9 protein-coding genes are annotated in these 20,870 nt (G+C 74.1%); 5 read left to right on the top strand and 4 right to left on the bottom strand.

All coding sequences use genetic code 11. The features are described 5' to 3' along the window. Positions 1-4: 4 nt before the first annotated feature. Positions 5-2,413, bottom strand: a complete 2,409-nt coding sequence (locus P2H44_RS19700; protein WP_275766263.1) for a molybdopterin-containing oxidoreductase family protein — start codon at positions 2,411-2,413, stop codon at positions 5-7. A gap of 224 nt (positions 2,414-2,637) precedes the next feature. Between P2H44_RS19700 and P2H44_RS19705 the strand changes: the two genes are divergently transcribed. Both P2H44_RS19705 and P2H44_RS19710 read left to right on the top strand, forming a co-directional pair. Next, the gene (locus P2H44_RS19705; protein WP_275766266.1) at positions 2,638-3,312 is read left to right on the top strand and encodes a cysteine hydrolase family protein; all 675 of its coding nucleotides are present in this window, start codon (positions 2,638-2,640) and stop codon (positions 3,310-3,312) included. Positions 3,313-3,471: 159 nt separating this feature from the next. Then, positions 3,472-5,028, top strand: a complete 1,557-nt coding sequence (locus P2H44_RS19710; protein WP_275766268.1) for a class I adenylate-forming enzyme family protein — start codon at positions 3,472-3,474, stop codon at positions 5,026-5,028. A 66-nt stretch (positions 5,029-5,094) separates the two neighbouring features. On the opposite strand, the gene P2H44_RS19715 is transcribed toward P2H44_RS19710, so the two are convergent. Next, entirely contained in the window at positions 5,095-5,889 is a 795-nt protein-coding gene (locus tag P2H44_RS19715) for an enoyl-CoA hydratase/isomerase family protein (protein ID WP_275766271.1), read from the bottom strand. Between the two features lie 269 nt (positions 5,890-6,158). After that, complete coding sequence (locus P2H44_RS19720) at positions 6,159-14,564, bottom strand: choice-of-anchor Q domain-containing protein (RefSeq protein ID WP_275766274.1); 8,406 nt, start codon at positions 14,562-14,564, stop codon at positions 6,159-6,161. 282 nt (positions 14,565-14,846) lie between these two features. On the opposite strand from P2H44_RS19720, the gene P2H44_RS19725 reads away from it, so the two are divergent. Then, positions 14,847-16,040 carry an HlyD family secretion protein gene (locus P2H44_RS19725; protein WP_275766277.1) on the top strand — a complete coding sequence of 398 codons (1,194 nt, stop codon included), beginning with the start codon at positions 14,847-14,849 and terminating at the stop codon, positions 16,038-16,040. A gap of 8 nt (positions 16,041-16,048) precedes the next feature. Further along, on the top strand, positions 16,049-18,022 hold the full coding sequence (locus tag P2H44_RS19730) for a glycosyltransferase family 2 protein (protein WP_275766278.1): 1,974 nt from the start codon (positions 16,049-16,051) through the stop codon (positions 18,020-18,022). Between the two features lie 25 nt (positions 18,023-18,047). On the opposite strand, the gene P2H44_RS19735 is transcribed toward P2H44_RS19730, so the two are convergent. Continuing rightward, a complete protein-coding gene (locus tag P2H44_RS19735; RefSeq protein ID WP_275766281.1) occupies positions 18,048-19,145 on the bottom strand; it encodes a cache domain-containing protein in 1,098 nt (365 codons plus the stop codon). Between the two features lie 457 nt (positions 19,146-19,602). On the opposite strand from P2H44_RS19735, the gene P2H44_RS19740 reads away from it, so the two are divergent. Beyond that, positions 19,603-20,829, top strand: coding sequence for an ATP-grasp domain-containing protein (locus P2H44_RS19740; RefSeq protein ID WP_275766284.1), 1,227 nt, complete (start codon positions 19,603-19,605; stop codon positions 20,827-20,829). The last annotated feature ends 41 nt before the right edge of the window (positions 20,830-20,870 follow it).

Raw genomic sequence — 20,870 nt, forward strand, 5'->3', positions numbered from 1 at the left:
CCCGTCAGCCTGCAGAGGGCGGCGTCTCCAGCCGCTCGACCTCGCAGACATAGGCCCTCAGCGGGACCGAGCCGCTGACCGGATCGACCGCGTCATGGCCGATCATGGCGTTGAAGTTCGAGTTGCCGGGGCCCAGCGCGGGATAGCCCGGCGCGTCCAGCTCCTCGCACGGCTCCCACCAGCCGTGCTGGCCGCAGACCACGTCCGGGGCGAGCGCGGGATCGAGCCGGGCGCGGGCCAGCGACTGGCCGTGCGGGGTGCGGATGCGCACCCAGTCGCCCGCCGCGATCCCCCGCGCGGCGGCGGCGTCGGGGTGCAGGTCGACGGGCGGGTCGGGCTGGCGGCGGCGCAGGGCGGGAACGCCGCGGTGCTGGGTCTCGCAGAACAGCGTGTCCTTGGCGCAGGTCAGCGTCAGCGGGAAGCGCGGCGCGCGCCGCGGCTCGACCAGCGGGGGCCGGTAGACGGGCAGCGGGTCGTAGCCGTGCGCCAGCAGCCGCTCGGAATAGAGCTCCACCCGCCGCGAGGGGGTGGCGAAGCCGCGCGGCCCCTCGGCGTCCGGCCCCGGCTCGGCGTATTTGCGATGCCGCTGGACGAGGGGCACGCGCACCCCCTCGGGCGCCGCGCGCAGCGCCTCGAGCGTCACGCCCGAGGGGGCGAGCTGCGCGCGCATTCCCGCGTCGAGGTCGCCGTCCCAGAACCGGTCCCCCAGCCCGAGAGCGCAGGCGAGGTCGAAGACGATCCGCGCGTCGGCCCGCGACTCGCCCCGCGGCTCGACCAGCGGCCGGCGGAGCTGCACCAGCCCGTTCGCCTCGGCGCTGATCTCGAAGCCGATCTTGAGGCCCTCGGTCTCGAAGGGCGTGGCGGCGGGCAGCAGCAGGTCCGCGAAGTCGGCCGAGGGGTTGGGCGTGTGATCGACGTGGACATGGAACTCCAGCGCCGCCAGCGCCTTCGCGCCCGCGTCGCCGTCCGCATGGGCCATCAGCAGGTTCGAGCCGAAGCTGACCAGCCCGCGGATCCGGTAGGGTTCCCCCTCGAGGATCGCGCGGTAGACGTCGGCGGAGTTCGCCTCCTCGTAGGCGGCGGGGCCCAGGGGGCGGGTCTCGCGCCCCACGGTCTTCGCGCGCTGCTCCGCGCTCAGGAACTCGGCGCCCTGCACGTCGGCGGCGGGGACCACGGGCAGCTCGACGTTGCCGCCGGGCGCGTCGTAGTCGCCGGTCAGGGCGTAGAGCAGGCCGATCGCCAGCGCCGCCTGGTTGGCGTTCGACTGCTGCTCGAGCCCGCTCCAGGTCATGTAGGCGAGCGGTCGGGCCTGGTGGATCAGGGCCGCGGTGCGCTCCACCTGCTCGGCGGGGATGTCGGTCAGCCGCTCGGTCTCGGCCGGGTCGTGGCGGGCGCAGAGCTCGGCCCAGCGCGCGAAGACCGGGCGGCAGGCGACGGGGCCGGCGGGGGTGGCGACCTCGAACCGGCCGGCGAGCGCCAGCGCCGGGTCCGCCTCGCCCAGGCGGCAGGGGACGGGGGCGCCCGCGGCCTCGGACCAGGCGAGCAGGGCCCCCGGATCCTGCGCGGGGTCGTCCGCGCCGCCGGCCAGGTCGCCCGCGCGCAGCAGGCGGCCGTCGTCCTCGCGCACCAGGGCGGGGGCGTTGGTCCAGGCGCGCAGGAACCCGGCGTCGTAAAGCCCGTCGCGGATCAGCACGTGGGCGAGGCCCAGCGCCAGCGCCCCGTCGGTCCCGGGTCGCACGCGCAGCCATTCGTCCGCGCGCCGGGCGAGGCCCGCGTTGCGCGGATCGACCACCACCAGCTTCGCCCCCCGGCGCACCGCCGCGACGGCCGCGGTCGCATGGGCGATGCGCGAGACGGTGGGGTTGTAGCCCCACAGCAGGATGCAGCCCGCCCGCTCCATGTCCGGCATCACGCCCGCCGGCAGGGCCGAGCCCCAGCTGAGCAGGTTGCCCATCCACCGCCCCCAGCCGCACAGCTCGTAGGAGGTGGAGTGGTTGGGGCTGCCGAAGGCGCGGCGCAGGCGCACCACCCAGTGGCGCGAATCCGACAGCGCCGAGGTGGAGGGGGAGACGGTGTTGAAGGCCACCGTCTCGGGCCCATGCTCGGCCGCCAGCGCGTTCAGGCGCGTCGCCGCCAGCTCCAGCGCCTCGTCCCAGGAGATCCGCTCCCACCCCGGGTCAGGGTCGCCCTTGGGGCGGGTGCGCTTCATCGGGTGCAGCAGGCGGCGCGGGCTCTCGACCAGTTCGGGCGCCACCTTGCCCTTCAGGCACAGGGCCTGCCCGGTGGGGTGCGAGGGATCGGCGGCGAGCGCGGTCAGCCGCCCCCCCTCCACCGTCGCGACCGCGCCGCAGCGCGAGGTGCACAGGGCGCAGAAGGTGGGCACGCGCAGGCGCGCGGAGCCGTCGAGAGCCATGGTCGCCTCCCCAGGACCGGGCGGCCCGACGGGAGCGGGCCCGTCCGGCCATGGCCTCCAGTCTGGGCGATCCCCCCGCGCCCTGTCCAGCATCGCGCCCCGCCCGTCGCCCGGCCCCGCCCCGCGCCCCCGCGGCGCCGCGCGTCCCGTTCGGCCCGGGACGGGCGCCGCCTGCGGCGCGCGGGCCGCTTCCGCGCCGGGCGGGGCGTGCTAGGCTCGCGCCCATGATCCGAGCCGAGCCCTTCGACTGGCCCTACGACGGTCGCCTCGCCCCCGCGGCGCTGGCCTTCGTGGCCATCGACCTGCAGCACGACTTCCTGTCGCCGGAGGGCTATTTCGCGCGCATGGGCTACGACCCCGCGCCGCTGCGCCGGGTGATCCCGCAGGTGAACCGGATCTCGGCCGCGGTCCGCGGCGTGGGCGGAACGGTCGTGCACACCCGGCAGGGCTACCGCGCCGACCTCGCCGACATGACCCCTTACGAGCGTTGGCGGCGCGCGCGCAGCGGGCTCGACCGCTCCCAGGCGCTGCTGCGCGGCACGCCGGGCTTCGAGATCGAGGCGGGGGTGGAGGTCGCGCCGCAGGACGTCGTCGTCGACAAGACCTGCAACGGCGCCTTCACCCACACCGACCTCGACCACGTCCTGCGGGCGCGGGGGATCACGCATCTGATCGTGGCGGGGGTGACGACGGACGTCTGCGTGCACACCACCCTGCGCCAGGCCTGCGACCTGAACTTCCAGTGCCTGACCGCCGCCGACGCCTGCGCCAGCGGCGACGCCGAGATCCACGCCGCCGCCCTGAAGATGGTGACCGTCGAGGACGGCGTCTTCGGCTGCCTCGCCGATACGGACGCCATCGTCGAGGGGCTCGCCGCCCTGCGCCCCGCGGCCGCCTGAGGGCCGGCGCGCCGCCGGGCGCCGGCGTCAGGCGACGGGATCCGCCCGCGGGGAATCTTTCGTTTCGCTTACTGAAATCGTATCTCCGGTCTCGAACGCCCGCCGGATCGGGCGGAACGGGCCGCAGAGCCCGGGGACCATTCCTGGGGAGGATCGCTCATGCAGCTGACGCATGGCCTCAAACGCGCCGTCGCCACCAACCCGAACGGGGCGATCCGGGTCTCGCCCGAAGGGCGGCGGAGCTATCGCGAGGCGATCGGGCGGGTCGCGCGTCTCGCCGGCGGCCTGCGCGCGCTGGGCGTGGCGCCCGGCGACCGGGTGGGCCTGCTCGCCTTCAACTCCGAATTCTACCTCGAGGCGCTGTTCGTCCTTCCCTGGTGCGGCGCCGTGGCGGTGCCGATGAACTGGCGCCTGACCCCGCGCGAGCTCGCCTTCCTGATGGAGGATGCGGGCGTGGGCGTGCTGATCGCCGACGCCGAGGGCCTGGCGCTGGCCCGCCGAATGACCCCGCGCCCCGCCGCCTGGGGCCGCACCGTCCTGATCGGGCAGGGCGGCGACGGCGCCGCCGACCTCGTCCCCTACGAGGATCTGGCGACGGGCGCCGAGCCGATGGCGGACTTGGAGCGGGGCGGCGAGGATCTCGCCGGGCTCTACTACACCGCGGGGACCACCAGCGCCTCGAAAGGGGTGATGCTCAGCCACGACAACATCTGCGCCAACGCGATCAACGCCATGGCCTCGCTGCAGTTCACCGAGGAGTCGATCTACCTGCACTCGGCCCCGATGTTCCACCTGGCCGACGGAACCTCGACCTTCGCGATCACGATGATGGGCGGCGCCCACGCCTACGTGCCCCGCTTCGATCCCGCCGCCTGCCTCGCGCAGATCGAGGCCTGCGGCGTGACCAACGCGCAGTTCGTGCCGACGATGATCAAGATGCTGCTCGACCATCCCGACGCGCAGACCCGGGATCTTTCGAGCCTGCGCAACGTCCTCTACGGCGCCAGCCCGATCGAGGACGAGACCCTGCGCCGGGCCCTGACGCTGCTGCCCAACGCGCGGTTCGTGCATGGCTACGGCATGACCGAGGTCTCCTCCATCGCCACCATGCTGCCCGGCAAGTACTCGGTGACCGAGGGTCCTCACGCCGCCAAGCGCCGCTCCTGCGGGCAGGCGGGGCTGCTGTGCGAGGTCGAGGTGCGGCGCGAGGACGGAAGCCGCGCCGATCCAGGCGAGGTCGGGGAGATCGCGATCCGCGGCCCCAACGTGATGCAGGGCTACTGGAACCGGCCGGAGGAGACGGCGGCCGCGCTGCGCGAGGGCTGGATGCACTCCGGCGACCTCGGCTGGCTGGACGAGGAGGGGTTCCTGTTCCTCGCCGGCCGCCTGAAGGACATGATCAAGACCGGGGGCGAGAACGTCTTCGCCATCGAGGTCGAGAACGTGATCGCCGAGGTTCCGGGCGTGGCCGAATCCGCCGTCATCGGCATCCCCCATCCGCAATGGGGCGAGACGGTGCTGGCGATCGTGGTCCCGCGCGCGGGCGCGACGGTCGAGCCGCAGGCGGTGATCGATTTCTGCCGGGCGCGGCTCGCCCCCTACAAGTGTCCTCGCGAGGTGCAGATCCGGACCGAGCCGCTGCCGCTGAGCTCCGCCGGCAAGATCCTCAAGCGCGACCTGCGCGCGCCGTACTGGGAGGGACAGGGCGCCGGCTGAAGCCCCCCGCCTCCCCCGCGCCCCGCGCAGTTCGATGCGCCGCTCCCCCCTCGTCGCGAGCGCTCCCTACCGCCCCTTGAACACCGGCGCCCGCTTCTCGAGGAAGGCCGCGCGCCCCTCGGCGAAATCCTCGGAGATGATGCAGGCGGTCTGCGCGTCGGGCTCCAGCTTCAGGGCCTCGTCGAAGCCCATCGGCATGCGCGCCATGTAGGACTTGGTGCGCGCCAGCGCCCGGGTCGCCATGGTCGCGAAGCCCGCGGCCATCTCCTGCGCGCGGGGCAGGGCCTGGCCGGGGTCGACCACCTCCTCGATCATGCCGCCCTCGCGCGCGGCCTCGGCGCCCATCACCTCGCCCGACATCAGGAAGGCCCGCGCCCGGCCCAGCCCCATGCGCATGGTCAGCGTCCACATCGCGCCCAGGTCCGGCATCAGCCCGATCTTCACGAAGGCCGAGGCGAAGCGGGCGTCGCGGGCGGCCACCACGAAGTCGCAGGCGACGGCGAGCGCCATGCCGCCGCCCACGGCCACGCCCTCGACCGCGGCGATCACGGGCTTGGGCGCCTCGACCACGCCGCGGATCATCTCCTGCATCTTCACCAGCTTGCCGTGGGCGTTGTCGGCGTCCAGCGTCGTCATCCCCTTCACATCGCCGCCGGCGCAGAAATGCCCGCCGGCGCCCGCGATCACGATCACCCGGCACGCGGGGTCCGCGCCCAACACCTTCAGCCCCTCGATCAGGTCGGCCTGAAGGCTGGCGGACATGGCGTTGCGCGCGGCGGGGTTGTCAAGGATCAGGGTTCCGATCCCGTTCTCCAGCGTGCGGCGCACGGCGCCGGCCGGCGCCTCCGTCTCGGCGGTCATGGGTGTCCTCCGGTGATCTTTTCTTCAGCGGCCGGGCGCCGTCGGCTCGGCGCGGACGTCCGGGCGCGGTTCGTATCCACGTCGGCGCCCAACCTGCGCACATCGGCGCCGAGTCACCAGAGGAAACGCGTCGAAGGGGGGGCTCGCAGGACCTGCCCCGGACCCGGTCGCGGCGCACGGGATCCCGCCCGCAGGCGGCGCGGGTCGTCCTCCATGCGCCCGAGCCTGAAGGCGCGGCCGCTGCCGACATGGCGGCGGAGCGCGCCCTCTCAGGCCGGGTCGATGTCGAGCGCCGAGATCAGGCCCGCGCGCGAGAAGGCGAACCAGTCCAGCGTCTCGCCGACATGGTTGGTCTCGGCGTCGGCGCTGGCGTCCTCCTCGACCATCGCCGCGAACCCCGTGGCGGAGGCGGAGAGGCCCCGCGCCCAGGCCGGGTCGGCGCCGGCGAAGCTCGACAGCGCCGCGACCGCGTGGGTGGGGACCGGGTGGGGCGCGCCCAGGCTCGTCGTCGCGCCGCGGTGGTCCACGCCCGGGGTCGTCCCCGCCTCCCACAGGAAGTCGTCGGCCCCGCCGGCGCCGGTCTCGAAGGCGATCCAGCCCAGCGTCTCGACGGCGTGGCCGCCGTCCATCAGGGCCTCCTCCTCCTGCATCGCCAGCTCGAACCCGTCCCCGTCGACGGCGCGGGAGCGGGCGACGACGAAATCCACCCCGGCTGAGGTCTGCACCTGGGTCAGCAGCGCGGGGCGCGCGTCGAACCCGGCGGCGAAGCTCACGCTCTCGAACCCCTGGCTGGTCAGCAGGCTGCTGTCGAGCCGCCCGGCCTCGAACACCTGTCCGCCGGGCAGCTGCCAGCGCCCGGCCTCGGCGACGAGGTAGCTCACCGTCTCGAACGCATGGCCGCCGTCGAGGTGGTTGGGCTCCTGCAGCCTGAGCGTCGCCGAGCCCGGCCCCACGTCCGAGATCCGCACCACCGCCGGCTGCACGCCGTTGCGGGTGGCGACGAAGGCGACCACCACCGGATCGACGTAGTCGCCGCGGAAGGAGATCGTCGCCCCGCCGTCGTCGAGCCGCGCCGTCCCCGTCTCCAGCGCCGGGGTCAGCGGCACGCCCGGGAGCACGCCCCCGGAGGCCGACCGCGCGCCCGCGCCCGCGTCGGAGGCGCCGAAGGCGAACCAGTCCACCCGCTCCCCCACGTGGTTGGTCTCGGCGTCGGCGCTCGCGTCTTCCTCCACCCGCACCCGGAAGGACGCGTCGGCGAAACCGTCGCCCCGCGCCCAGGCGGGGTCGGCGCCCACGACGCTCGACAGCGTCGCGCCGCCCTGCACCGGGCCGCCGAAGCGGGCGGAGGGGACGATGGTCGCGCCCTGGTGGGTCACGCCCCCGATCGAGCCGACCTCGAAGGCCAGCCCGTCGGCGGCGAGAAAGCCCTCTTCGATGGCGATCCAGCCGATCCGCTCCAGCGCGTGGCCCGAGCCTTCGTTCGCCTCCTCCTCCTGCATGGCGAGCTCCACTCCGCCCGCGTCGTCGCCGCGCTGGCGCATGGTGACGAAGGACTTGCCCACGTCGCTCTGCACCTGGGCGAAGACGGCGGGGCGGCTCTCGAACCCGGCCGAGAAGTCGATGCGGTCGAAGCCGTCGGGGACCAGCTGGCCGCGGTCCTCGTAATGGCCGGCCTCCGCCAGGCGCCCGTCCGGCAGCCGCCAGGCGCCGCTCTCGACCGCGAGCCAGCGCACCGTCTCGACGGCATGCGTCCCGTCGAGGTGGTCGGGCTCCTGCAGCCGCAGCGAGAAGCCGTTGGCGCCGCCCGCCTTCACCCCGGTGATCCGCGCCTCGACCGGCTGGGCGCCGTTGGCGGTGGCGACGAAGGCGACCACCACCGGGTCGACGAAGGCGTGGGAGAAGGCGACGCTCGCGCCCGCGTCGTCGAGCTCGAGCGAGCCGAACTCCATCACCGGGCCGCCGGTCAGCGCGGCGAGCGGCAGGGTCCCGTCGGCGAAGGCCAGCGCCTCGATCCCGCGCAGCAGGTCGCGGCCGTCGTCGCCGTCGCCCGGGTCGATGTCCTCGACCGCATAGGCGTCCTGAGCCACGTCGTAGGCGACCGAGTAGCCGCGCCGCACGCCCGAGAAGGCGGCGACGTCGCGCCCCTCGCCCCCGCGCAGCAGATCGTCGCCGCCCTCGCCCGCCAGCAGGTCGGCGCCCGCGCCGCCGTCGATGGTGTTGGCGCGCGCGTCGCCGCGGCCGACGAAGTCGCCCTCGCCCGTGAAGACCAGCCGCTCGACCTCGGCCCCGAGGTCGGCGAGCGACAGGGAGATCGTCGTCTCGATCCGGTCGACGCCGCCGCCCGCCGTCTCCACCACCCGGTCGCCGGGATCGTCCACGCGGTGCACGTCGTCGCCGGGGCCTCCGATCATCCGGTCCGCGCCCGGACCGCCGTCGAGCGTGTCGTCCCCCTCGCCCCCGTCGAGCGTGTCGTCGCCCTCGCCGCCCTCGAGTGTGTCGTCGCCGCCGCCGGCCTGCAGCGTGTCGTCGTCGCCGAGCCCCAGCATCCGCTCCCCCAGCGCCGTGCCGCTCAGGTCGTCGGGGCCGGGCGTGCCGCGCACCTCGGGCACGCCAAGCTCGACGGCGCCGAGGTCGGGGGCGGGGCCCACCTGCCGCGCGAAGCCGCGCTGGTCGACGGGCAGGCTCGCGGCGAAGGCGGGGTCGCCCGCGTTCTCGGCCGGGCCGCCGCGGGCGATCAGGACCGTGGGCGTGGGCCCGCCGTTGTCGCCGAGCGTGCCGGCCGTGGCGCTTCCCACCGTCGCGACGGCGGCGAAGACCGCCGCAGGATCGGCGTTCATCACCCCGTCCGAAGGGTCGGCGTCGGCCCCGGTCCCCACCAGGTTCAGGCCCAGGAAGGCGCGCGCGCCGGCGCCCGAGATCTCGCTCGCGCCGTCGTTGCCCAGCGCCAGGCTGTCGGCGAGGCTCAGCGCGCCGCCGTCCAGGTGCAGGCCGCCGCCGTCCGCGGCGCGGTTGCCGGTCACGGTCAGGTGGGCCGCGACCACGTCCGCGGTGCCCGCCGCCAGCCCCCCGCCGCGGGTGTCGCGCAGGTCGCCCGAGCCGGTCCCGTTGAAGGCCAGCGTCGCGTTCTCCAGCACCGCGCGGCCGGCGCCGATGTAGACGCCCGCGCCGTCGCCGTTGCGCTGCACGTCGTTGCCGCTGACGGTCGAGGCGCGGATCGTCAGCAGGCCGTCGACCACCCGCACGCCGCCGCCCTCGCGCCCGTTTCCGGTGACGGCGTTGTCGGCGATCAGGCTGCCGATCACGGTCAGGTCGCCGTCGGCCGAGATGCCGCCGCCCCCGGCCTCGGCGCGGTTGCCGGTGACGACCGAGTCCACCAGCTCCACCGGCGCGCGGGCGCGCACGGCGCCGCCCACGCCCGTCGCGACCAGGCCGTTCTGCAGGATCATCCCCTCGATGCGGAGGAGGTCGGCCCCGTTGCGCACGTCGATCAGCCGGCTCAGCCCGCCGCCGTCGATCGTGACGTCGGGCGTGCGGTCGTCGTCCACGTCGCCGTCCAGCGTCAGCGCCCGCGCGATGTCGAGCTGGCCGAGCGTCAGGTGCACCACGCCCCCCGCCAGCCCGGGCGCGAACGCGATCCGGCCGCCGTCGGCCACGAGCCCGATGGCCTCGCGCAGCGACAGGTCGCCGGCGGAGTGGTCGCCGTCGTCCTCGTCGGTCAGCAGGTCGACCACCAGGAGGTCCGGGCGAGGATCCTGCAGCTCGTAGGCGCCCAGGTCGCGCACCGCGGCCCCGGCGCCCGAGGCGCCGCCGACGAAATCGACCGCGTCCAGCCCACGGGCGTCCGCCGTCGGCGTTCCCGCCCCGAGCGAGGCGTCGAGCGCTGGGTTTTCCAGCCGCGCGGCGAGGGCCACGGTCGCGACCGGTGCGCCGGGCGTCTGCGCGACCCGGCCGCCGCCCTCGGGCGTCAGCGCGGCGAAGACCGATCCGGGGGTCGCGTTGATGCGCCCGTCGGCGCCGTCCGCGTCGCCGCCCCGGCCGACGATGTTGAGGCCCAGGAAGGTGGGCGCCGCGCCCGAGACCTCGGCGATGGCGTCGCCCAGCGCGATGCTGTTTTGCATCGACAGCAGCCCGTCGTTGCGGATCCCCCCGCCGGCCGCGGCCGCGTTGCCGGTCAGCGTCGCGTTGACCAGCGCCACGTCCCCGCCCGCGCCGACCGACAGGCCGCCGCCCAGGCCCGTGGCCGCGTTGCCCGCCAGCGTCGCGTTGACCAGCAGGCCCTCGCCCTCCAGCCTCAGCCCGCCCCCGGCCGCGGCCGTGTTGTCGAGGATCGCGACGTCGCGCATCGACACCGCCCCGTCCGCCGCGAGGCCGCCCCCCTCGTCCGTCGCCGCGTTGCCGGCGAGGGTCGTTCGCGCCAGCGTCGCGGTCCCGCCCAGCACGTCGACCCCGCCGCCCCCGTGGGCGGTGTTGCCCGAGATCGTGGAGTCGACAAGCGTCAGCGTCCCCCCCTCGGCGTGCACGCCGCCGCCGTCGCCCTCGGCCGCGTTGCCCGCGACCGTCACGCCGTCGAGCGTCAGGTCGGCGCCGATGGAGGCGACGCCGCCGCCCGAGGCGCCGGCCCCCTCGGCGCGGGAATCCAGGACCTCGCTGTCGCGCAGGATCACCTCGCCGCCCGTCGCGCGCAGCGCGCCGCCGTCCCCGGCCGCGAGGCCGCCGGTGATCCGCAGGCCCGACAGCTCGACCGAGGCCACCGCGATCTCCAGCGCGCGGGAGGCGCCGCCGGCGTCGATGGTCACGTCGAGGATCCCGTCGCCGTCGACGTCGCCCCCCGCCACCCGGATGTTCGCGCGCGTCGCCCCCGCCAGCGACAGCGGCCCCAGCGCGGGGTCGAGGGCGAAGCGCCCGTCGGTCTGCCCGTGCACGCCGCCGGTCAGGATCGAGGGGGCGAAGGTCACCAGCCCCCCGTCCTGCACGCGGGCCAGCGCCTCGCGCAGGCTCAGGTCGCCGGCGTGGAGGAGCCCGTCGTCCTCGTCGTGCAGGGTGCTGACGATCCATACGTCCTCGACCAGGGTTCCGACCTCGTAGGCGCCCAGGTCGCGCACCGCGCCGCCCACGCCCGCGGCGCCGACCGCGGGCTGGTCGAAGGCCGCGACCCCGCGCGCGTCCTTCGTCGGCGGCGCGCCCCCGCCGCCGGCGTCGAGCGCGGGGTTCGCCCGACGCGGCGCCAGCGCCACGGTCGCCACCGGCCCGCCATTGTCGGCGAGCGTCGGCGTCCCCCCGGCGAAGACCTGCACGGGATCGGCGTTGATCACGCCGTCGGAGGGGTCGGCGTCGGCCCCCTCGCCGATGATGCTCACCCCGTCCAGCAGCCGGGTCGCGCCCTCGGTCAGGTCCAGGTCCTCGCGCCGCGCCCCCAGCAGGATCGAATCCGACAGCGTCACCGTCGTCGACAGCCGCGCGCGCAGCCCGAAGGCGCCGCCGGCCACGGTGACGTTGGTCAACGCGGCGTCGCCGCCCGCGAGGCTCAACCCCGTGGTGTGATCGGCGAAGGTGGTGTTCGCCACCTCCAGCGAGCTCCCCGTCGCCTCGATCCCGTAGTAGGAGCCGTGCAGGACCGAGTCCCGGATCGTCGCGTCGGCGTCGATCAGCGCGAGCCCCACGTCGCTCGCCCAGGTTCCGTTGCGCCCGATGTCGACGCCGATCAGCTCGAGCGAGCCGCCCTCGACCGTGATCCCGTCGCCCTGGCCCGCGCCCTGCGCGTCGTCGGCGTCGTTGCCGTGGACCGAGACGTTCTCCATCCGCAGGTGGCCGGCCGTCCACAGGCCGCCGCCCTCGCCGTCGCGGCTGGCGTTGACGTTGTCGCGGATGACCGAGTTCCGGATCGTGAGGTCGCCCTCGCTGCGCACGCCGGCGCCGTCCTCGCCGTCGCGCAGGCGCGAATCCACGTAGCCGTTGGCGATCGTCAGCCCCTCGATCACTGAGCCCGAGGCGGTCGCGAAGAAGTTCAGCACCCGGTGCAGCCCGGCGCCGTCGATCGTCACGTCGGGGACGCCGTCGTCGTTCAGGTCCCCGTCGATCGTCACCCGCTCGTCGACCTCGAGCCGGTAGACCAGCCGGATCGTGTCGGGCAGGGAGGAATCGAAGGTGATCCGCCCCCCCGCCGCCACCAGCGTCAGCGCCTCGCGCAGGCTGATGTCGCCGGGCGAGACGTCGCCGTCGGATTCGTCCACCCAGTTGGTCACCACCACCACGTCGGGCGCGTCGGGGAAGATGAAGTCGGCCTCGGTCAGCGTGGAGCCCGCCAGCCCCGCCAGCCGCTGGCTGGTGGAGGAGCCGACGACGTCGACCACCAGGTCCGCGCCGCTGTCGTAGAGGCTCAGCCGGCTGAGGCTGCGCACGTCGCCCGCCCCGGTCAGGTCCAGCCGGTCGCCGCCGATCTGGAAATCCTGCACCACGCCCGAGCCGAACAGGAACACGTCCGCCCCGGTCCCGCCGGTGCGCTCGGTCCCCGCCCGCAGCACGTCGTCGCCGGGGCCGCCGTAGAGCACGTCGGGCTCGGCCAGGCCCGCCTGGTCCCCGTCCAGCAGGTCGTCGCCCTCGCCCCCGAAGATCGTGTCGCCGCCGCGCCCGCCGTAGAGTTCGTCGTTCCCGATGCCGCCCCGCAGCAGGTCGCGCCCGTCGCCGCCGTAGAGGCTGTCGTCGGCGCCGTCCCACTCCATCAGGTAGGCCTCGCGGTCGCCGGCATCGAGCTGCTCGTCGTTCCAGACCGCGCCGCTCTCGTCGACGGTGGAGCGCCGGATCTCCGCCCCCCGCTCGGGCGTGCCGCCGGCGGCGGAGCCGTCGTTGGGCTCCCCCGCGCCCCAGTTGTTCCAGCTGAAGCGCTCGCCCGAGGTCCAGGTCCAGCCCTCGTCGGGGCGCGACGCGTCGCGCGCCTGCAGGGCGCCGATGTGCACGCCCACGGGCAGGCCGGCGATCAGGTCGGTGACGAAGCGGTTCTCCGCCGCCGAGGTGATCGAGGCGAGGTGCATGCCGTGGCCGAAGGCCACCGCGCGGGCGTTCGCCTCCCGCCAGGTCTCGCCCAGGGAGAAGGCGGCGAGGTAATGATGCCCCGTCGCCTCGCGCCGCACCCAGGTTCCCAGCGCGCCCATGTCGGCGTCGCCGATCAGCACGTCGTCGCCGGCGTAGCCGCGCAGGATGTCGTCGCCCGCGCCCCCGATGATCGTGTCGCCCGCGCCCGTGGTCCCCGGCGGGTCGTCGCCGTTGAGGATGTCGTCGCCGTTCCAGCCCTCCAGCCGGTCCGCGCCCGCGCCGCCGCGCAGCACGTCGGCGGCGTCGCTGCCGATCACCGTGTCGTCGCCCGCCTGCGCGTCGATGTCGAAGCCCTCGGCGTCGGGCCCCCGGGCGGGCGTGGTGATCACGTCGTCGCCCGCGGTCGAGGGATTGGGCGCGCCGCGGGGGTCGAGGAATTCCGCCAGCACCCCGCCCTCGGCCTGGTAGGCGATGAACAGCCGCCCGTCCGCGCCCATCGCCCCGTCGAAGGAGGGCCACCTGCCCTCGCTCTCCACCGCGATGCGTCGGCCGCCCACCGCCAGCTCGTCCGGCGAGGCGAGGGCGGCGAAGCGCGGCTCGGAGGCGCCTCCGCCCATCGCCAGCACGAAGACGTCCTCGGCCGAGGTCGCGGAGGGCCGCGGCGAGGCCGGGACGTTCGCCGCGCTCTCCACTGACCCGTCGTCCGAGGCGTTGTTCCCGTCGCGGTCGAAGACCCGGTAGGCGGTGCGGATCGAGACCCCGTCGTCGGCGCCCCGCTCGGGGTAGGCGAAGGAGACGACGAAGCGCCCGTCCGCCAGCGCCGCGACCGAGGGGGCCGAGACCGGCTCGCTCTGGTTCGTGGCCCAGCGGTAGGAGCGGTTCGTGATGCTTCCCCCGCTCACGCTGCTGATCACCACGAACACGTCCCACTCGCCGCCGCGAAGCTGGTTGAAGGCGGTGACGATGGAGCCGTCGGTCAGCGTTGCGACCGAGGGGTTGGAGGTGGCCCCGTCGCCGTAGCGGTCGTCGCTGAGGTCGCGCTTGATCCCGAGCTGCCCGCTGCGGGTCCCGTCCGCGGCCACGGCGTAGCCCACGATGTCGTCGTAGGTCTCGCGGAACTGGTCGTCGAAATCGAACGCGTCGGAGAGGGAGAAGTCGTCCTGCGTGGTGTGGTGGTAGGCGACGAAGAAGCCGCCGTCCGCCAGCCGGGTCACGTCGTGCTCGGAGAAGGACAGGCGTCCGTCGCCGTCCGTGTGACGCTCCTCCAGCGGGATGACGCCCGAGCGGACATGCGCGCCGCCCAGCGCGAACCGCTCGTAGCTCAGCGCGCGGCCGACGCCCGGGGTCTCGTCGTTGGTATCGACGTAGACGACCACGAAGCCCCCGTCGACGGCGGCCACCCGGGGCGTCGTCTCGTCGTCGACGGTGGAGCGGCGGTTGACCAGGAAGGGTCCGCTCGTCGCCTGTCCGCGCGCGTCGTAGATCGCGCCGTAGAGGTCGCGGCCGGGCGCCGAGCCCACGGGGTCGTCGTCGGCCTCCCACACCACCACGAAGGTTCCGTCGTCCAGCGCCGCGACCGAGATGCCGTCGTCCCCGGCGGAGGCGGCCATGGAGGAGGCGACGGAGATCTCGGGGGCGCGGGGCATGTCGTCCTCCTCTCGGGTCGCGCAGCCGGCGCGTGCGCGGCGACGTCCTGCGCCGCCGGGGGGATTCCTGTCAGGTCATGGTGACTCTACGTCAAACATGCTCGGATTTGAACATTTGCGACGCGGCAGGTCGCGAACGGCCGGGCCGCGAGGCGCGGAGAATGTCACTTGTCTGCGACGGTTGCGCACGAAGCCGAGGGGCGTCCGCAAGACCGAGATCTTCCTTGCAGCGGAATGCGTTATGCAGAGTCGGTAGACGTGCGTAACGGTGTGGAGAATGGGATGCGACTGGTCAGGATCGTCGCCGGATTCGCGATCGCTCTGGCGGCTCTGTGGATCATCCTGGGCGAGCAGCTCGCCGGCGCCAGCGCCGACGCAGTGGTCAACGCCCGGTTGACGACCGTGCGCGCCCCCATCGCGGGCGACCTGTCGCTGGCCCCGCGCGAGCTCGGCACGCTGGTCGAGCAGGGGGAGCCGCTGGGCTCGCTCGCCGACCCGCGCGCGGACACCGTGCGCCTCGACGACCTGACCCTCGAGCGCGCCGTCGCCCGCTCGGAGATCGAGCGCCTTGAGGCCGAGATCGCCGCGCTCGAGGAGGCCGTCGCCTCGCTCGAGAGCCGGGCCGCGGACTACGGCCTGCGCCGCCAGCGCCAGCTCGAGGCGCAGCTCGAGCAGCGCAACTCCCAGGCCCGCGCGCTGGAGGCGACGCTGGAGGAGGCGCGCGGGGCGCTGAACCGCTCGACCGAGCTGCAGTCGCGCGGCGTCGAGACCGCCGCCAACTTCGACCGCTTCCGCGCCGCCGCCCGGGTGGCGGAGCGCCAGCTCGAGGCCGCCCAGGCCGACATCGAGGTGGCGCGGATCGAGCTCGCCTCCGCCCGCCGCGGCGTGTTCCTGGGCGAGGGCTACAACGACGCCCCCTATTCCGAGCAGCGGATCTCTGAGCTCTCGGTCCAGAAGCGCCTGCTGGCCGCCCAACTCGCCGGCGAGACCACCCGCGCCCAGGCCATCGACGCGCGCATCGACGCCGAGCGGCGGCGGGTGAACGATCTGCGCACCGCCGGGCTGACCGCCAACGTGCGCGGCCGCGTCTGGTCGCTGCTCGCCGCGGACGGGGAGCGGGTGCAGCGCGGCCAGGACGTGATGCGCCTGGTCGACTGCGCCTCGACCCTGGTGACGCTGTCGGTGGCCGAGTCGGTCTACAACACCCTCGCGGTCGGCGACGCGGCCGAGTTCCGCCCCGCGGGGACCGACAAGGTGATCTCGGGCACGGTGCTGCGGCTGGCGGGCTCGGGCGCCTCGACCATCTACCAGAACCTCGCCGTCGCCCCCTCCCAGCGGCACCTGGAGCGCTACGACGTGGCGGTGCAGGCGCCGGGGCTGGTGGACGATCCGGAGCTGGGCTGCGCCGTCGGGCGCACCGGGCGGGTGTTCTTCGCGACGCGGCCCCTCGACGGCCTGCGCCGCCTCATCGACTGAGGCCGCCCATGGACGCGCTGCGGCTGAGCGAGGTGCAGTCGGCCTGGGTGCAGGTCGCGCTGGTGATCGGCGCGGGCCTGTTGGCGGCCGAGTTCGCGGACCGGCGGCGCACCGCGCACCGGATGGTGATCTTCGCGATCTCGGGCGTGCTCGCCATCCGCTACGGCTGGTGGCGCGCGACCGAGACGCTGGCCCCCTTCGGCCTGACCTGGGACTGCCTGGCGAGCTGGACCTTCTTCGCCATCGAGGCGGGGGCGATCCTGTCCTCGCTCTCGGCCTTCGCCATCCTCAGCCGCACGAAGGCGCGGCACGCGGAGTCGACCCGGCACGCCGGCTGGTGGGGGCAGGGGCCCGCGCCGCGCGTGGCGATCCTGATCGCCACCTACAACGAAAGCCGCGAGGTGCTGGAGCGCACCATCGTCGGCGCCAAGGCCCTGCGCCATCCGGCCAAGGAGATCCTGGTCCTCGACGACGGGCGGCGGGAGTGGCTGGGCGAGTTCTGCCGCGAGCTGGGCGTGCGCCACGTCACCCGCCCCGACAACAGCCACGCCAAGGCCGGCAACATCAACCACGGCCTCGCCCTGCTGCGGGCCGAGGGGCCGCCGGACTACGTGGCGGTGCTCGACGCCGACTTCGTGCCCCACCAGGGGTTCCTGTCGCGCACGCTGGCGCTGTTCCACGAACCCGACGTGGGGTTGGTGCAGACGCCGCAGCACTTCTTCAACCCCGACCCGATCCAGCACAACCTGGGCCTCTCGCGCTCCTACCCCGACGAGCAGCGGTTCTTCTTCGACCATCTCCAGCCCGCCCGCGACGCCTGGGGGATCGCCTTCTGCTGCGGCACCTCCTCGATCGCGCGGTGGGAGGCGCTCGACGCGATCGGCGGCTTCCCCACCGGCTCGATCACCGAGGATTTCCTCGTCACCCTCACCATGCAGGACGCGGGCTGGCGCACCGTCTACCTCGACGAGCCGCTGACCGAGGGACTCGCCCCCGAGGGGCTGAAGGAATACGTCACCCAGCGCGCCCGCTGGTGCCTGGGCCTGATGCAGATCGCGCGCGGAAACCTGGGCCCGCTGTCGCGCAACCGCCTGCGCTGGGTGGACCGGTGGTCGGTGATCGACTCGGTCCTCTACTGGACCACGACCTACACCTTCCGCCTCGCGGCGCTGAGCTTCCCGCTGCTCTACTGGTTCTTCGGGATCACCGTGGTCGACGCGCGCGTGCCCGACGTGATCAGCTATTTCGGGGTCTATTTCGTGTGGGTGCTGCTGGCGCTGAACGTGGTCTCGCGCGGGCTGGTGGTGCCGCTGGTCAACGACGTCAGCCAGATGCTGGGGGCGATCCCCATCGCGCGGGCGGCCTTCACCGGCCTGATCCAGCCCCACGGCCACCCGTTCAAGGTGACGGCGAAGGGCGGGGACCGGGACAAGGTGGTGGTGCAATGGGCGCTGATGCGCCCGTTCCTGGTCCTGCTGGGGCTGACGCTGCTGGGGCTGACCATCGGCATCGCCTCGCCCCGCTTCGCCTTCGGCGAGGCCGGCGACGGCAAGACCGTGATCCTGTTCTGGACCGTCTACAACGTCCTCGTGCTGGCCCTGACCCTGCTGGTGTGCATCGAGCTGCCCCGCGCCGAGCGCCACGTCGCCGACGGGCCCGAGCGCGCGGCGCTGGAGATCGACGGCGTGCAGGAGCGGGTGTGGCTGGCCGAGCTGACCTCGGAAGGGGCGCGCGTGCGCGGCCGCCAGCCGGCACCGGGGACGGCGGCGGTGCTGCACGTGCCCGACGTGGGCCCGGTCGCGGCGATGGTGCGCGCCACCTCCGGCGACGGGGTGCGCCTGCGCCTCGATCCCACGCCCGAGCAGCGCGAGGCGCTGCTGCGCCGCTTCTACACCACCGGCGAGGCGCCGGGCGCCACGCGCACCAGGCTGATGGGGCTGGCGGGGGACTTCGGCTCCCGCCTACTGGGCCTGCGCCGCTGAGGCCCGGCCCCCCGGCGGGGCGCGCCTAGCGCCCCGTGCCGTCCCCGCGCGAGGCGAGGCGGCTGATCGCGTGGGAGAACCGCGCGAGGTCCGCCGTGCGCCGCGATTCCTCGGGGTAGACGTCGCGCCCGTCCGCGATCGCCTCGGCCGAGCGCGACAGCCGGTCGAAGGGCCGCGCCACGATCCAGCCGAAGATCAGGCCGGCCGCTGCGAACACCGCCGCCGCCACGGCCAGCCCGAGGTCGAGCCGCAGCGTCGTCGCCGCGCGCTGTTCGGCCAGCAGCGCCGGGTCCACGCGCGCGATCAGGCCCCAGCCGAAGGCCGGCAGGTCGCGATAGGTGATCGAGGGGGCCACCGCCGACAGCGAGGCGACGCCGTCGGGCCAGGTCTCGACCACCGTCGACTGGGCGCCGACGGTCGCGGCCCGCATGCTGGCGAGGTCGAAGGCCGCGCCCTGCATCTCGGCGGGGCCCACGACCACGGTGCCGTCGCGGTCGACCACCACCGCCTCGATCCCCACCATCGCGGCGGTCTCGGCCAGGTACGCCTGGGCCCAGGCGAAGTTCACGTGAAAGCCCACCACCCCGATCGCCCGCCCGTCCGCGTCCGGGATCGGGGCGGCGAGGTCGAGGAACCGCGGCGGCGCGCCGTCGGGTCCGGCGGGCAGCAGCCCGGCGAGCAGCTTCGCCTCGTGCACGTCGCCGGCGAAGGGGCCGCGCAGGCCCGCGTCGAACCAGGGCCGCCCCGCGACCGAGCCGCCCTCCAGCATCCCGTAGGAGGCCGCGGTCACGGTCCCGTCCAACGCCGCGATCCCGGCCCAGGAGATGCGCGAGCCGTCGCCCACCACCAGGTCCAGCGCCGGCCGGGCCGCCGCGCCCTCGCCCGGCGAGACGCTGGGCGCGAGCGTCGCCACGTCGCGCCAGTCGGAATGGATCGCCCGCACGAACAGCCGCCCCACCGCGTTCGCGCGCTGCAGCGTCACCTCCTCGAGCACCGCGCGCTCGAACCGCGCGGCCGCGTCGCGCGCGGCGAGCGCGAGCCCCGCCGAGACCACCGCCGCGGAGGCGAAGACGAAGATGAGAAACTGGGTCAGCAGGGTCGGACGCAACGCACGGGACGCCATGTGGGATCTCTCCATCGACAAGCGCCGCGAGCGTGCCTTCCGATCCCCGCCGCCGCCAGTCATTCCGCAGCGCGAAGCGCCGACCCACGCGCACTGCGGCCCGCGGCCCACGGGCGGTGAAACGATCCCCTCCGCGGCCGCCGGACCGTCTCCGATCGGGCGCGGTCCGCGGGGGCCCCGGAGGCCTCCGGAAGGCGCTCGCGAAGGCGGCCGAGCGGCCCCGCGCGGCCGTCGAGAGGCCCGGCCGAAGCCGAAGGTTTCCGCCTGCAACCGCGTCGGGCGGTTTGATCTGACCGTTTGCGCACTAGGTAAAGACCACGACCCGAACCGCATGCAGCCGACGCAGGGGTCAGCCTCCGCCGCGATCACAGGGGGTTCCCTCGTCCCGAACGGCGCGCCGCCGCGCCCGCTCGGGGCGCGTCGCCGCGTGCAGAAACGCGATCAACGGAGGGACCGAATGGCTGACTACAACCCCGACAAGGGCTACGTCGCTCTGCTCGGCTGGAGCCTCAACGCGATCGACGCGGTCGACCGGTTCGACCGACGCTACGTCGTCGTGGCCCCGCCCTGGGCGGAGCCCTACTGCACCGAGAACGACATTCCCTACATCTCCTGGGACTTCTCGCGCCTCAACGAACGCTCTTGGGAGCTGGCGCAGACCCTCAAGGAGAAGGGCGTCGACGTCGCCATCCCGCTGTTCGAGGAGACGGTGGAATGGGCCGGCGCGGTCAACGCCGTGCTGCTGGGCAACCCGCGCCTGCTGGGCCAGTCGATGCTGTTCCGCGACAAGTCGCTGATGAAGCGCCGCGCGCAGCTGGGCGGCATCCGCGTGGGCGTGTTCGAGGAGGCCGACGACCGCGCCGACGTGATCCGCTTCCTCAAGCGGGTGAACCAGACGCTGCTGAAGCTCGACGGCGACCCCAACGACCCGATCCACTTCAAGGCCTTCGACAAGTCCGGCACCGCGGGCCACCGCGTGATCCGCACGCCCGAGGACGTGGACAACATCCCCGACGACGAGTTCCCGGCCCTGCTGGAGAGCCATCTCGACGGGTGGGAGTTCGCGGTCGAGGCCTGGATCAAGGACCGCAAGATCCAGTTCCTCAACATCTCCGAATACGTGACGCTGGGCTATTCGGTCTTCGTGCCGGCGACGCCCGAGCTGGAGGCGCACCGCGCCCGCATCACCGAGGAGATCGAGAAGCTGATCGAGGCCTTCGACATCGACTTCGGCTTCATCCACCCGGAATACTTCCTGACCGCCGACAACCGCCTCTACTTCGGCGAGGTCGCCTACCGTCCGCCGGGCTTCAACGCGCTGGAGCTGATCGAGCGGGCCTACGGGTTCAACGGCTACCAGGGCCTGGTGCTGATGTTCGATCCCAAGACCACGCAGGACGAGATCGACGCCTTCTTCCCCAAGGAGGTGGTGGACGCGAAGGGCCACGCCGGCTGCTTCGGCGTCTATCCCCGCCGCCGGGTGGTCAGCCGCCTCGAGGTGCCCCAGGAGACGGCGGAGAACCCGTATTTCGAGTATCACCAGCTCGCCGAGCCGATGGAGCAGAAGGTGACCAAGCGCACCGCCTTCGGCACCCACTGGGGGCTGGCCTACTTCTTCGGCGAGGATCCCCACACGCTGCGGGATCTGCTGAAACGTCAGGAAGAACTCGACTTTTACGTCTGAGCGCGATTGTCGACGGCTCCGGAAACAGGCAAGAGAGAGCC

Source organism: Albimonas marina (genome assembly GCF_029223255.1).
In the GTDB taxonomy this organism is placed as follows: Bacteria; Pseudomonadota; Alphaproteobacteria; order Rhodobacterales; family Rhodobacteraceae; genus Albimonas.

Coding starts and splice junctions, on each gene's coding strand:
- P2H44_RS19705 (WP_275766266.1), top strand. CDS start 2,638: ATGATCCGAGCCGAGCCCTTCGACTGGCCCTACGACGGTCGCCTCGCC.
- P2H44_RS19730 (WP_275766278.1), top strand. CDS start 16,049: ATGGACGCGCTGCGGCTGAGCGAGGTGCAGTCGGCCTGGGTGCAGGTC.
- P2H44_RS19700 (WP_275766263.1), bottom strand. CDS start 2,413: ATGGCTCTCGACGGCTCCGCGCGCCTGCGCGTGCCCACCTTCTGCGCC.
- P2H44_RS19710 (WP_275766268.1), top strand. CDS start 3,472: ATGCAGCTGACGCATGGCCTCAAACGCGCCGTCGCCACCAACCCGAAC.
- P2H44_RS19740 (WP_275766284.1), top strand. CDS start 19,603: ATGGCTGACTACAACCCCGACAAGGGCTACGTCGCTCTGCTCGGCTGG.
- P2H44_RS19735 (WP_275766281.1), bottom strand. CDS start 19,145: ATGGCGTCCCGTGCGTTGCGTCCGACCCTGCTGACCCAGTTTCTCATC.
- P2H44_RS19720 (WP_275766274.1), bottom strand. CDS start 14,564: ATGCCCCGCGCCCCCGAGATCTCCGTCGCCTCCTCCATGGCCGCCTCC.
- P2H44_RS19725 (WP_275766277.1), top strand. CDS start 14,847: ATGCGACTGGTCAGGATCGTCGCCGGATTCGCGATCGCTCTGGCGGCT.
- P2H44_RS19715 (WP_275766271.1), bottom strand. CDS start 5,889: ATGACCGCCGAGACGGAGGCGCCGGCCGGCGCCGTGCGCCGCACGCTG.